We start from the raw sequence: 12,760 nt of genomic DNA on the forward strand, positions 1-12,760 counted from the left end.
CGCCAGCAGCGCCGAGAGCGCGAACGACGGAAGCGTGAGGCTTCTCTCGGGAGCGGCGGCTAAACCGGAAGCGGATGGTTCTGCGACAGTGCGGAATCTCAGGCGGGGACCTGTCCATGGGAGCTTGAGCAACGGCATCCCGTGGGGCGGAACGTGGGGCTCATCTGCCCCCGCCATGCCAGTTGCGTCTAAACGACGAGTCGTGATTCTCGAACGGGCTCAAACTGCGCGTCGAGTAGGTGGGGCGCGCAGCAAAGGGCTGGCCGTCCTCTGCATGTTGCGCGCGTCAAGGTAGGCGTCCACCTCGGCCATGAGCGCATCCATCTTCTTGCCGCGGTGGTTAAGGTGTGGCGCACGGTGGGCCGGCGGTTGCGTCAGGCCGAGGTGCCTGCGGAGAAGAAGACAGCGGGCATGGCGCGAGAAATCCTCCAGTTGGAAGAGTGCCTTTGGACGTTTGCCGATGTGCCCGGCATCGAGCTGACGAACAACTTCGATGAGCAGTGCATCCGCCGCGCCGTCATGTGCCGCAAGACGTCATTCGGAACGCGATGACCCGAAGTCAGTCGCTTCGTCGAGCGCATCTTCACCGCAGTCTCCACGCTCAAGCGACAAGAGCGGGGTGTGCTGAACTTCCTGACGGACATGCTGCGCACGCATCGTCGGGTTTGCCGCCACCCTCGCTGCTGCCTCGCGCGGAGGCCCCTCTGTTCGCGTACGCAGCATGAGTCGGTGAACGGTTACGTTTACTCAATGCTGTGGGCCAATAAACACATGAACAGGCATCGCCGAAGGAGTGCTCTCAAGGTCGCTGACAAGTCCGGAAACATTCGTGATGCGTGTCTCGGGATCGTAGATGAAGCAGACTAGTATTTTGCAATTGGGATGCTTTTGGTACCTGGCAATGTCTGCGAGGAGTTCATCGCAAAGCCCCCGTTCGGTCAGCGACTCACGAGTCTTCTTCACTTCGACAACGATCTGCTCCTCCTTGAGCAGAAAGTCCAAGCGTGGGCTCGCACCTGCAAAGCTAGGGGCGGACTCCTCTGGACGAACATCTAGGAAGTGCATAAGGAGCAAAGCATGCAGGAGATCGTGTACGTCGTGCTCGTCCTTGATTGTCAAAGTTTCGCGCCCTGCGTGCCGCTTTTTTAGCTGCGTCGCAAAGCGGTGAAACTGACGAAGGATATTCATCAGCGCTCCAAGGCTAGAGACCTCACGCGAAGCAGTAGCCGCGAACGAGCGGGCTGCATTGCGCTTGAGTTCGCTGATGCATTCAATGAGAACTACGCTCTTCTCGCGAATCTCAAAGTGACGGTGTTTAATGACGTCGTACTCATCATCACTGCAGATGAGGGTGCTTCCCGCCCTATCTGCGACGTACCACCAGGTAAGGTCACCCCCGAAGGCATCAGTCAGGAGGCGGCGCAGAGTCTCTCGGTAGGCGGCCATTTCTGCGTCGCTAGGCTGCTTCTGGAGAAGGCCGTTGCTGCGCTCCATGAACTCCTGGAGGTGCCTGATTGACTCCTCATGCGTGCTCGCAGGCATGGATTCAGTTGGCGAGAGCGTTGGCGTAGCCATGTTCGATATCTTGGCTGGGTGGCTTGTCGGCGGCAAAATTAGTGCCCAGGCCATGCGTGCTGTAGATTCTGGTGACCGGACCCTCCAGCCCAGCGAGATGTCGCCGCCCTCTCTCGAACCTATGCAGAGGGATGCCCGCCCAGGTGTTCTATACTGCCGGATATACGCCTCTCTGGAGAGGCGCTTGAGTTGGCGCGGTTCCGTCTGCGGAATCAGCTCACGAGCAGCATCGCCAAGCTGCTGGGGATGAGCTTTCCGCGCCCAGCGCCTGGATGCGTGCTCCGGACCACATCCAGCATATCGACCTCAAGTCCACCCACTTCGGCGAGACGCACCAATCGGAGTTCTCGCGAATCGCGCGGGAGCGGAAGCTGAAGCGGTAGCCGGGCCGGGAGCACCCGGAGGCGCCCACGGCCCAGGGCCCTCCGCTCAGGCCTTGAAAGTCATCAGGGGCCGCAGCCGTGCCACCTCCCGGACGATGTCGGCGTCCACCTGGGAGGCCACCACCGGGCCAATGGGCTTGTAGGCGGCGGGGGCCTCCTCGATGCGGCGCTCGGCCCGGAGCGCGATGCAGTCCACCCCCGTCAGCCCCAGGTCCTCCTCCCGGTGCTTCGCGCCACCCCGTGACATGGAGAAGCGCGAGTGCGCCCGCCCCGCCCCATGCGAGGCCGACGCCAGGGCCTTCGCGTTGCCCAGGCCCCGCATCAGGTAGGACGTGGCGCCCATGGAGCCGGGGATGATGACCGGCTGGTCCTCTTCCGCCGGGCAGGCCCCCTTGCGCGCCAGCCAGCCGCCATCCCAGGGCAGGGTGATGTTGTGGGGCACGTCGTAGACGAGCGGCGCCTCCACGTCCCCGAAGAGCTCCCGCAGCGTCTGCCGCACCAGCTCCGCGAGCAGCAGCCGGTTGAGGAAGGCGTAGTTGGCCGCCGTGGCCTCCGCCTTCAGGTACTCGCGCACCCTCGCGGGATCCGCGAGCGGGAAGATGCCGCTCCCCGGGTGCGGGGCCCCCGAGGGCCACGCGGCGCGCGCCCGCTCCTGCCAGGTGCGCCCCACGTGCTTGCCCATGTCCCGCGAACCGGAGTGCACCATGAAAGCCAACTGCCCCTCCCGCACGCCCCAGGCCCACGCCCGCGCGCGGTCCACCACGGCCTCCACCCGCTGCACCTCCACGAAGTGGTTGCCTCCCCCAATGGTGGCCAGGCCCGGGTCGCGCACCACGCCCTCCCGCCGCAGCCCGGTGGGCGCCCAGGCCGGGTCGCCCTCCAGTGCACCGCCCAGGTGGACGCGGCCGGACTCGCGGTGAAGCTGGCCCAGGTCCATGCGGGCCGCCATGCCCAGGGGCTGGCCTTCCGTCTCCAGGAGCCAGCCGGGCAGGCCGTCCCGCAGCAGCGCCTCCAGGGCGCGCGAGCCCTGGGCGACGTCCCGCGTGCCGAAGAAGCAGTGCCCCTTCATCCGCTCGACGAAGGCGTCGCGGCGGGCGAGGAAGGCGTCCACGGAGAGGTCCGCGACGTGCAAGCGCATGCCGCAGTTGATGTCCGTGCCCACGGCGCCGGGGACCACCAGGCCCTCCGTGTGGACCACCGACCCGATGGCCACCCCGGAGTCGCCCGGATGGAAGTCCGGCGTCGCGCGCACCTGCTTCACGCGGCCTCCGTCGGGATGGTGGAGCGCGGCGAGCGCCGCGAGCTGCTGGAGCGCCTTGCCCTCCACCGGCAGGTCCGGCGGAAGGAGGACCTCGGCGGGGGGCGCATGGGGATCCGCCAGGAGGCGGACCGTGTAGACACGACCGTCGTAGGCAACGTCGAGCCCCTCGCGGGCAAGTGCCCGCAGGAGCCGGTTCAATTTCGGCTGCATGACCTTCTCGGAATCTGACCCGGGCGGAGCTTCAGCCCGGGGGACGTGAGCGATGGATTCGAGACCTCGGGTCAGCAGCCGCGGTCGGGACGCCGGAGCGTCCGCGACCCCCTGGACGATCCAACACACCCCACCTGACGGACTCGCGAAAAGGCCCGCGCCGTTCGAGGATGGGCCCATGGACGTGTCGATGCAGGGGATTGGAGCGGTGTCATGACGGTGGCGGTCCTACGGGCCCAGGCCCCGGAGTTCGATGTGGCGTCCGTCCTGGATCGCTTCCCGGACTGCCACCCGGACGCCGTCTGGCTCCAGGGCGAGCCGCACCAGCGCCAGGGGCGGCACTCGACCTCTGGCTTCAACCTCACCCTGGTGGAGGACGGCGAGGGCACGCTGCACGGCCCCGTCGCCGCCGCCCGCAGGCAACTGGAGGTGCTGGCCCCGCTGCTCCTGGAGCTGCGCCAGCAGGCCGTCCCCTGCGTCGTGGACTTCGGCCTGTTCGTCGGCTCCTCGCGGCACTTCACCAGCTCCATCCACTTCCCACCGGAGGACGTCCGGTGGTTCGCGGACCAGGGCATCGCCCTGGCCGTCTCCGCCTACCCGACCGCCGAGGAGGAGTCGGAGGACTCCTCGGGCAACCTCCAATGAGCGCGAAGACGCCTCCCCGCTGGGACCCCGAGACCGTCCCGACCTTCTGGATCAACCACGCGTCCCGCTTGCTGATGCGCCACTTCGAGCAGCGGCTGCGGCCGCTCGAGTTCGGGATGGCCTACCTGCCGGTGGTCCTCGCGCTGGAGGAGCACGGGCCGCTCCTCCAGAAGCAGCTCGCGGAGTATGCCCACGTCGAACAGCCCACCATGGCCGCGCTCCTCACGCGCATGGAGCGCGACGGCCTCATCCAGCGTCACCCGCACCCGGACGACAGGCGCGCGAGCCGGATCTCCCTCTCACCCAAGGCCCGGGAGCGCCTGCCGGAAGCGAAGGCGCGGTTGGAGGAGGTCGCGGATCAGGCGACCTCCGGCTTCAGCGAGAAGGAGCGCGCCGCGTTCATGGCGCTCCTGCGCCGCGTGGTGGCCAACCTGGAGCCGGCGTCCGGGGAGTGAGGGGGAATCCAGACAGGACGTCAGAGCGTTCCTGTAGGGTGCGCGCCCCTCCGGAAGATTGCCTTCCGGCATGGCACAAGGTCGAGGCCTCTTGAACCGCTCCTCCTTCCTGATGCGCGCGCTGCGCACCGGCACGTTCTGTCTCGTGGGCGCCAGCTCGCTGATGACCGCCTGTGATTCCAATGACGATCCCCCCGTCGACCCGGCACCGGTGGACCGGTCTCCGCGCACGCTGACGGTGCTGCAGACCAGCGACCTGCACACCAACATCTTCCCGTGGGACTACTTCTCCGGGAAGCCGGACGCGAAGCGCGGCCTGGCCAAGGTGGCCACGCTCATCAAGCAGGAGCGCGCGAAGAACCCGGACTGCACGCTGCTCGTCGACACGGGGGACACCATCCAGGGCTCGCCGCTCGGCACCTACTACGCCCAGGTGGACAACGCGTCCAAGCACCCCATGGCCACCGCCATGAACGAGCTGGGCTACGCCGCCATGGCCATGGGCAACCACGAGTTCAACTACGGCCAGGACGTCCTCGACAAGTTCAAGGGCGAGGCGAACTTCCCCCTCCTGGGCGCCAACGTGCGCAAGAGCTCCGACGGCTCCGAGGCCTTCACCCCGTACGTGATGGTGACGGTGTGCGACGTGAAGGTCGGCATCCTCGGCCTGGTGACGCCGGGCGTGGCGACGTGGGAGCGCAAGGACAACATCACCGGCCTGCGCTTCGACGAGCCGCTGGAGACCGCGAAGACGTACGTGCCGCTGATGAAGCAGGCCGGCGCGGACGTGGTGCTGGTGGCCATCCACGGCGGCCCGGACAAGCAGCCGACGGGCAGCGCGACCAGCCCCGAGTCGTGGCTCGCGGACTACGCGGACGCCACCAGGTGGACCGACCGCGGCAACCTCACCGCTGAGAACCAGGCCGTGCAGATCGCCCAGCAGGTGCCGGGCGTGGACGTGCTGCTCACCGGCCACACCCACCAGCCCATCCCGAAGATGCTGCTGAAGCAGCAGGATGGCCGTGAAGTCCTCCTCACGCAGCCCAACCGCTGGGGCAGCCACCTGGCCGACGTGCAGCTCAACGTCACCTGGAACGGCGAGCGCTGGGGCGTGGACGCGCACGACTCGCGGCTCCTCGCGGTGGACGACACGGTGGCGGTGGACGCCACCGTCACCCAGCTCACCCAGGCCGCCCACGACACCACGGTGGCCTACGTGAACCAGAAGATTGGCAGCACCACGGCGGCCTTCGTGGGCGGCTTCCCCGGCCGCTACGTGGACAGCGCGCTGGCGGACCTGCTCAACATCGTGCAGGAGGAGGCCGCGGCGGAGGCCGGCTTCCCCGTGGACCTGTCCGCGACGGCCCTGTTCTCCAACGACGTCGCGCTGCCCGCGGGGGACGTCACCCTGCGGGACGCCTACAGCGTCTACATCTATGACAACACGCTGTACGTGATGGAGATCAACGGCTCCATCCTCCGGCGCGCGCTGGAGATGAACACGCTGTACTTCAAGCAGTTGGACGCGGCGAACCTGCCCGCGAAGCCCGAGGACGCGAAGGCCACCACGCCCGTCGTCGCGGACTACAACTGGGACCTCTACTCGCGCATCGAGTACGGCTACGACCTGACGAAGCCCGCGGGCTCGCGGCTCACGCACCTGCGCTTCCAGGGCGAGGACGTGAAGGACGACCAGGTCTTCCGCATCGCCGTCAACAACTACCGCGGCGGTGGCGGCGGCGGGTACAGCATGTTCAAGGAAGGCCGCCTGCTGTGGTCCTCCGCGGACGGGGTGCGGGACTACGTCGCGCGCTACATGCAGGAGCACCAGGACCTGTCCCCGGACGCGGTGAACACCTGCAACTTCACGCTCGCGCCGGACCTCTACACGCCTTACTTCCAGGCCAGATTCGGCCCGGCGAAGTGCGCGCCGGTGCGGTGACGCAGGGCCCCCAGGGACGCCCGGTGGACAGCCCCCTCTTCCTTGGGGGGCAGGTCCCACCGGGCCTCCTTCCGGGGCGAGCGCCGGCTTTCAGTGGCGGGTTTCGCGGGGGGGCTTGAAGCCCATGAGGAAGTCGATGAGCAGGCGCGTGCCGTAGCCCGTCGCGCCCTTGCTGCGCCACGCGTTGTCGCGCTCGGCCCTCGCGGTCCCCGCCATGTCGATGTGCGCCCAGGGGAGCCCGTCCACGAACTCCTCCAGGAAGAGGCCCGCGGTGATGGCCCCGGCGTTGTCGCCGCCGACGTTCTTCAGGTCCGCCACCTCCGACTCCAGCTCCTGCCGCAGGCGCCGGTCCAGCGGGAGCTGCCACACGGTGTCGCCGGTGCGCTCCCCCGAGTCCCTCACCTGGTCCACCAGCGACTGCTCATTGCCCAGGACCCCCGCGCTCAGCACGCCCAGCGCGCGCTGACACGCCCCGGTGAGCGTGGCGATGTCCACGATGGCGTCGGGGCGGGGCGACTGCTCGGTGGCCAGGACGAGCGCGTCCGACATCACCAGGCGGCCCTCCGCGTCGGTGTTGATGACCTCCACCGTCTTGCCGCCGCGCACCGTCAGCACGTCTCCCAGCTTCATGGCGGTGCCAGAGGGCATGTTGTCCGTGCACATCAGGTACGCCGTCACCGCCGTCCTGCAGCCCAGCGGCTTCAGCACCGTCATCGCCGCGAGGATGGCGCCCGCGCCGGCCATGTCCCCCTTCATGGTGGCGTGGACCAGGTCGTTCGGCTTCAGGCCCAGGCCGCCCGAGTCGAACATGATGCCCTTGCCGACCAGCGAGACACGGCCCAGGGGCTGGACGGGCTCTCCGCGGCTGCCCCGGGGCGTGTACGTCAGCTTGATCATCCGCGGCGGCTCCGCGCTGCCGGCGTTGACGCCCAGCAGGCCGCCGCAGCCGAGCCCGGCCAGGGCCTCGCCGTCGAAGACCTCGACCTCCAGGCCGCAGCGCTCGGCCAGGGACTCGGCCACCTCCGCCATGCGGGCGGCGGTCAGCAGGGTGGCGGGGGCGTTGGCCAGGTCTCGCGCGAACGCCGTGGCGCGGGAGTGGATGCCTCCACGCATCATCCCCTGCTCCACCTCCCCGGTGTTGCCCGGGCCCGAGACGAGCGTCAGGGCTTCGAGCGGCGGCTCCTGTTCGGACCGCCGCTTGTAGGGCCGGTAGCGGTAGCGGGCGAGCAGGACGCCCTCGGTCAGGGCCTGCGCGGCGAGGTCCGCCGGGATGCTGCCCGTGTCCGGGACCTGGAGCGCGACGCGCTTCTGCTGGCCCGCGGTCCGCGCGAACGCGGCGGCGGCGTCCCGGAGCCTGCCCGCGTCCAGCCGTGCCCGCTCACCCACGCCCACGGCGACCAGGGGCGGGCCGTCCGTGCGGGGAATGAGCAGCGTCTGCCCGGCCTTGCCCTCGAAGCCCGCCGCCTTCAGGAACGCGCGGTCGATGCCAGGGGCCTTCACCGCTTCGTCCACTCCCACGAACGTGCCGACGCAGCCGGCATCGGCGGGGACGGTGGCCGCCACGGCGAGCTTCGTCTCCTCCGGGGGTTCAATGGAAGGAGCGGGGTGGAACTCGGCCTGCGCGCGCGAATGGAACGAAGTCAACATGGAAGCCTCCTGATGGAGGAACTGGGCACGGCGCCGGGACGGTGCAACGTCCAGAAGGTCACCTGCCCCTGCCTCCGGGAGCGGTTTGCCGGCGGATGCGAGGTGTGGATGTTCCGCGACGCAATCCCATGAGGGGGAAGCCCATGCGCACACTGCCGTCGAAGCGGATGTCCTTGCTCACCGAGCGCGAAGCCCAGCTCGTCCTGTCCAGCGCCCCACGCAACCTGGCCGGGCTCACGCCACGCGAGCTGCGCGGACGCATCCTGCGAGCGCGCCGCCTGATGGAGAAGTACCAGGACGAGGCGCAGCGGCAGCGCAGGGAGGCGCTCCGCAAGGAGGTGCCCTCCCGCTCCCGCCGCGCCGAGGGCAACCGCAACACCCTCCGCAAGGCCGAGTACTTCGCCCTCACCTTGGAGCGCTTCGAGAAGCGGCTCGCCCTGCTCGAGCGCAAGGCGCGGACCCCGGCCCGCGCCGCGAGCCGTCCCTCCACCCGGCGGGCGACGCGCACGGCCACGGGCGGACGCAAGCCCGCGCGCCGGACACGCGCCGCCGGCCGCACCGCGAAGGCCCCCGCCTCCGGGAAGCGGGCGACCCGCCAGAAGCGGGGCGGGGCCCTGAAGCAGGAGCGCTTCGCCTCCCTCAAGCGGCAGGCCCACGCCTCCGCCCGGGGCCGCCGGACCCAGGGCCGGCGCGACTCGCGGCGCTGAGGGAAGCGCCCGGGTGGGGGGCCTACCCGAGCCCCCAGGGCAGCCCCAGCACCTGCCACGCGACCAGGAGGGCAATCCACACGGCGAAGACCACGATGACGTACGGCAGCATCAAGGCCACCACCGTGCCCACGCCCGCGTCCTTCTGGTACTTCTGGGCGAAGGTGACGATGAGCGCGAAGTAGGCGTTCAGCGGGGAGATGGCGTTGAACGGACCGTCGCCCACGCGGTACGCGGCGAGCACGGCCTCCGGGTCCACGTTCAGCCGCATCAGCAGCGGCACGAACACCGGCGCGAAGATGGCCCACTTCGGAATGGCCCCCGTCATGATGAGGTCCAGGACGGCCACCACCAGCACGAACCCCACGAGCAGCGGGAGCGCGCCCAGGCCCGCGTGCTCCAGGGCATCCCCCACCTTCACGGCCGCGATCGTCGCCATGTTCGTGTAGGTGAAGAGGGCGATGAACTGGCTGATGATGAACAGCAGGAAGATGAGGCCGCCCAGCCCGGCGACCGCCTTCTCCATGGCCTTGATGACGTCCACGCTGTTCTTGAGCGTCCTGGCGCCGACGCCGTAGGCGGCCCCCGTCACCAGGAACAGCACGGTGATGGCGACGATGAGGCCGTTCATGAACGGCGAGTCCCCGACGAGCGCGCCCGTCTCCGGGTTGCGCAGCGGCGCCCCCGGGGGCAGCGCCAGCAGGCCGAAGAACACCAGCACGCCCACGAGCCCCCAGAACGCGAACTTCAGCCCCCGCGACTCCTCCGGGGACAGCTTCGCGCCCACCGTGGCCGGCTTCTCTCCCTTGTATTCACCCAGCCGGGGTTCGATGAGCCGGTCGCTGATGAGCGACACCACGAGGGTCAGCATCAACACCGACGCGGCGGAGAACCAGAAGTTCGCCGTCAGGTCGATGGAGCGGTCCGGCGCCAGGATGTGGATGGCGTCGTTGGTGATCTCCGTCAGGATGCCGTCCAGCGGTTTGATCAGGATGTTGACGGTGAAGACCGCGGCGACACCGGCGAACGAGGCCGCCAGGCCCGCGAGGGGATGCCTGCCCACGGTGAGGTACGCGGCCGCCGCCAGGGGAATCAGCACCAGGTAGCCGGCATCCGCCGCGATGCTGGACAGGATGCCCACGAACACCAGGATGTACGTGAGGAGCCGGGCCGGAGCGACCGCCACCAGCTTGCGGATGAGCGCGCCCACCAGGCCCGCCGCGTCCGCGACGCCCACGCCCAGCATGGCGACGATGATGACGCCCACCGCGTTGAAGTCCATGAAGTGCTGGACGACGCCCGCGAACATGAAGCGCAGGCCCTCGCCCGTCAGCAGGCTCTTCGCGGCGGTGGTCGTCTGCTCCAGTTGGTGGGTGTCCGGGTTGATGGTCTCGTAGGTGACGCTGGCTCCCAGCCAGTAGAAGAGGTGGGAGAGCACCATCACGAGCGCGATGAGGGCGACGAAGATGATGGCGGGATGGGGGACCTTGTTGCCCACCCGCTCGATGGCGTCGAGCACCCGCTCCATGCCCTTCTTCTTCGGCGGCGTGCGCTGCTTCTTCTTCGTCTCGCCTGGGACCTGGATGTCGTCGAAATGAGCCGCTTTGGCCATGGGAGTGCTGCTCCTTTCCAATCCCTCAGAGCTCCAGCTCGGCCCCCACCGAAAGCGAGGTATCCGTCCGGACCTTGCCCGCCGCGGGTGCGCTGTCGTGTTGCAGTTCGAAGTACGTGGTGAGCGCGAAGCGGTCCGTCATGTCCACGGACAGCTTCGTGGTGGAGTCCAGCAGGACGCGGGGGTCGCCGAAGATGTCCGGCAGCAGCACGGCGTCCTCGCGCACGTACACGTGCGCGTTGATGTCATAGCGGAACGCCAGCCCCACCGCGGGCGACCACTGCGTCACGTCCGGCAGGTTCTCGCGCGTGGGGGTGTACTGGAACCGGCGGTCCTTCGCGTAGCCCGCGCCCAGGTACGTGCGCAGCAGGAGCTCCTTCGACTTCTTCGTCCGCTCCAGGAGCGTGAAGCCGGCGCCCAGCTCCACCTCGGTGCGCAGCTCCAGGCTGGCGGGGTGGTCCGTCTGCACGCCCAGGAAGGTGTAGGCGCTCAGCAGGCGCGTGAAGCGGTAGTCGCCGCGCGCCCAGCCGCCGAGCGTCAGGGCCGTGACCTCCCGCTCCTCCTCGTCCTCGGTGGCCGCGTTGCCGTAGGCGCCATCCGCCTCCAGGGTGAGCGCCCACACCGGGGACTCGTACTCCGCCAGGGCATCGCCGGTGAGGGTGAAGGTGCGGGCGTTGCCGGTGAAGAAGGAGGCGCCGAGCCCCGCCGACCCCGTCCAGGGCCCTTCCTCCTCGTCCTCGTCCTCGTCGGCGGCCGCCGCGACGGAAGCCGGTGCGGAGGCCTCCGCCGCGTCGGGAGGCGGCGTGGGTGTCTGGGCCATGGCCGCGAAGAGGAGGAAGAGTGGACTCATACGTGCCCTGGGGAAGGAGGAGCCTGCCGGTCCCGGTGAAGGAGGAGGGGCGGCCCCGGTGGTGCTCGAAGGCCCTCTCGCGCCCCACGCAACCTTTGACACGCACCGCGCGTACGGCAATCACAGGCGGGCATGCCAGGGAGTGGCCCCTTCGTGTCCTTGCCCGTCAGAACGTGACGCGGGATTTGTTCCGCGCGCCCTGGCTCAGGGGCGCACGACGTCCTGGATGAACCGGCTCAGCGACTCCGCCATCTTCTGGTGCGTGGCGGCGGAGGGGTGCCAGTCCTCGCCGACGCCGTCGGCGAACGGGTTCTGCACGGCCATCACGTGGCGGTGGATCCGGGCGTCGCCCAGCCGCTGGCGCTCCGCCACGAGCTGGGAAATCCAATCGCCGACGTGCACGGACGTCACCACGCCCTGCTGCTCCTTGCGCTTGAAGCCGTCCGTCATGCTGCCCAGCGTGCAGACGAGGTGCGCGCGGGGATGCAGCGCGCGGAGCCGTTCGAGGAAGGTCCGGTAGGCGGCCTTGAAGGCCGCTTCGTCCGGGAGGAACGCGGCGGTGCCCGCGCCCGCGAACGCGTCGTTGGTGCCGGCGTTGATGACAATCACGTCCGGTGAGCCCTGGGAGAAGTCCCAGGCGGCGGGGTGGTCCGGGACGGCGCGCTCGTAGACGGCGGGCAGCAACCCGGACGTGGACAGGTCCAGGTTGCGGTACACGCCGTGGCCCGAATAGCAGACGAACACGGCCTCCGCGCCCAGGCGCTGGGCCGTGAGCCAGCCATGGCCGCGTCTGGGGTTCTGGTGCTTCGACGTGAAGGTGGGCACCCGGGAGGAGGCTGTCTCGGGATGGAAGGTGACGTCGGTGCCGTAGGCGCAGGTGATGGAGTCCCCGACGAACTCCAGCTTGAGCCCCGTGTGCGGCGGGGGCGGCTCGCGGAGCTCGCCATGGACCTCCAGCGCCAGGAGCGTGCTGGCGCCCACCAGGGACTCGGTGCGCTTGAGGAGCTCCACCGTGTGCAACCCCACGGGGAGGCCGCTGGCGAGCAGGTAGCTGCCCTGGCCGGGCTCCACCGCGAGCAGCCGGGGAGGGGCCCCGTCCACCACGACGTCGAAGTGGTTGGTCCCCATGTCGCCGCCCGCGCCCGCGTCATGGAGCCGCATCCGTACGGCGTCCCCCCAGAAGCTCGCGCGCACCGTCACGCCCGGATGGGAGAAGACGACGCCTGCATCGGAGCGGTACGTGCGGCCCACGTAACGCACGCGCGCGTCAGCGGCGGGAATGCTCACCCAGGCCATGGAGGGGTTTTCCGGTGGAGGGTAGGGGCTCCTGCACGCGGCCAGTGACAGGCCCACGCCAAGGCAGACGCCTTGGAGGCCCCGGGAGAACCTGGCGATGCGAGAGCGGTCGGGCACGAAGCTCCCAGCCTACACGGGAAGGCGCCGCTCGCGATGCGCGGGGCCGACCGTGCGGTA

Annotated in this window: 10 protein-coding genes and 1 pseudogene; 5 read left to right on the plus strand and 6 right to left on the minus strand. The window is 69.2% G+C overall.

What is annotated here, in order from left to right; genetic code table 11:
• Positions 1 to 342: 342 nt before the first annotated feature.
• Positions 343 to 725 (plus strand): annotated as a pseudogene (locus K8556_RS35145) (transposase); the annotation flags it as partial.
• A gap of 22 nt (positions 726 to 747) precedes the next feature.
• On the opposite strand, the gene K8556_RS35150 reads toward K8556_RS35145, so the two are convergent.
• Positions 748 to 1,494, minus strand: coding sequence for a hypothetical protein (locus tag K8556_RS35150; protein WP_223744487.1), 747 nt, complete (start codon positions 1,492 to 1,494; stop codon positions 748 to 750).
• Between the two features lie 510 nt (positions 1,495 to 2,004).
• Positions 2,005 to 3,429 carry an RtcB family protein gene (locus K8556_RS35155; RefSeq protein ID WP_223744488.1) on the minus strand — a complete coding sequence of 475 codons (1,425 nt, stop codon included), beginning with the start codon at positions 3,427 to 3,429 and terminating at the stop codon, positions 2,005 to 2,007.
• A gap of 213 nt (positions 3,430 to 3,642) precedes the next feature.
• Between K8556_RS35155 and K8556_RS35160 the strand changes: the two genes are divergently transcribed.
• From K8556_RS35160 to K8556_RS35170, 3 genes are all read left to right on the plus strand, one after another.
• Complete coding sequence (locus K8556_RS35160; protein WP_223744489.1) at positions 3,643 to 4,074, plus strand: hypothetical protein; 432 nt, start codon at positions 3,643 to 3,645, stop codon at positions 4,072 to 4,074.
• Positions 4,071 to 4,529 (plus strand): MarR family winged helix-turn-helix transcriptional regulator, encoded by a 459-nt coding sequence (locus K8556_RS35165; RefSeq protein ID WP_223744490.1) that lies wholly within the window; start codon positions 4,071 to 4,073, stop codon positions 4,527 to 4,529. Before K8556_RS35160 ends, K8556_RS35165 begins: the two co-directional genes overlap by 4 nt.
• Before the next feature lie 70 nt (positions 4,530 to 4,599).
• Positions 4,600 to 6,471: a bifunctional UDP-sugar hydrolase/5'-nucleotidase gene (locus K8556_RS35170; RefSeq protein WP_223744491.1), complete on the plus strand. Its 1,872-nt coding sequence runs from the start codon at positions 4,600 to 4,602 to the stop codon at positions 6,469 to 6,471.
• Between the two features lie 90 nt (positions 6,472 to 6,561).
• On the opposite strand, the gene K8556_RS35175 is transcribed toward K8556_RS35170, so the two are convergent.
• Positions 6,562 to 8,118 (minus strand): leucyl aminopeptidase, encoded by a 1,557-nt coding sequence (locus K8556_RS35175; RefSeq protein WP_223744492.1) that lies wholly within the window; start codon positions 8,116 to 8,118, stop codon positions 6,562 to 6,564.
• Between the two features lie 143 nt (positions 8,119 to 8,261).
• Between K8556_RS35175 and K8556_RS35180 the strand changes: the two genes are divergently transcribed.
• A complete protein-coding gene (locus K8556_RS35180; protein ID WP_223744493.1) occupies positions 8,262 to 8,825 on the plus strand; it encodes a hypothetical protein in 564 nt (187 codons plus the stop codon).
• Between the two features lie 22 nt (positions 8,826 to 8,847).
• Here K8556_RS35180 and K8556_RS35185 read toward each other — a convergent pair whose 3' ends face one another.
• From K8556_RS35185 to K8556_RS35195, 3 genes are all read right to left on the minus strand, one after another.
• Positions 8,848 to 10,437 (minus strand): AbgT family transporter, encoded by a 1,590-nt coding sequence (locus K8556_RS35185; RefSeq protein WP_223744494.1) that lies wholly within the window; start codon positions 10,435 to 10,437, stop codon positions 8,848 to 8,850.
• 25 nt (positions 10,438 to 10,462) lie between these two features.
• Entirely contained in the window at positions 10,463 to 11,287 is an 825-nt protein-coding gene (locus tag K8556_RS35190) for a DUF481 domain-containing protein (protein ID WP_223744495.1), read from the minus strand.
• Between the two features lie 204 nt (positions 11,288 to 11,491).
• Positions 11,492 to 12,583 carry an SGNH/GDSL hydrolase family protein gene (locus tag K8556_RS35195; protein WP_223744496.1) on the minus strand — a complete coding sequence of 364 codons (1,092 nt, stop codon included), beginning with the start codon at positions 12,581 to 12,583 and terminating at the stop codon, positions 11,492 to 11,494.
• Positions 12,584 to 12,760 lie beyond the last annotated feature (177 nt).

The sequence above is a fragment of the Corallococcus sp. AS-1-12 genome (assembly GCF_020036995.1).
Taxonomy (GTDB): Bacteria; Myxococcota; Myxococcia; order Myxococcales; family Myxococcaceae; genus Corallococcus.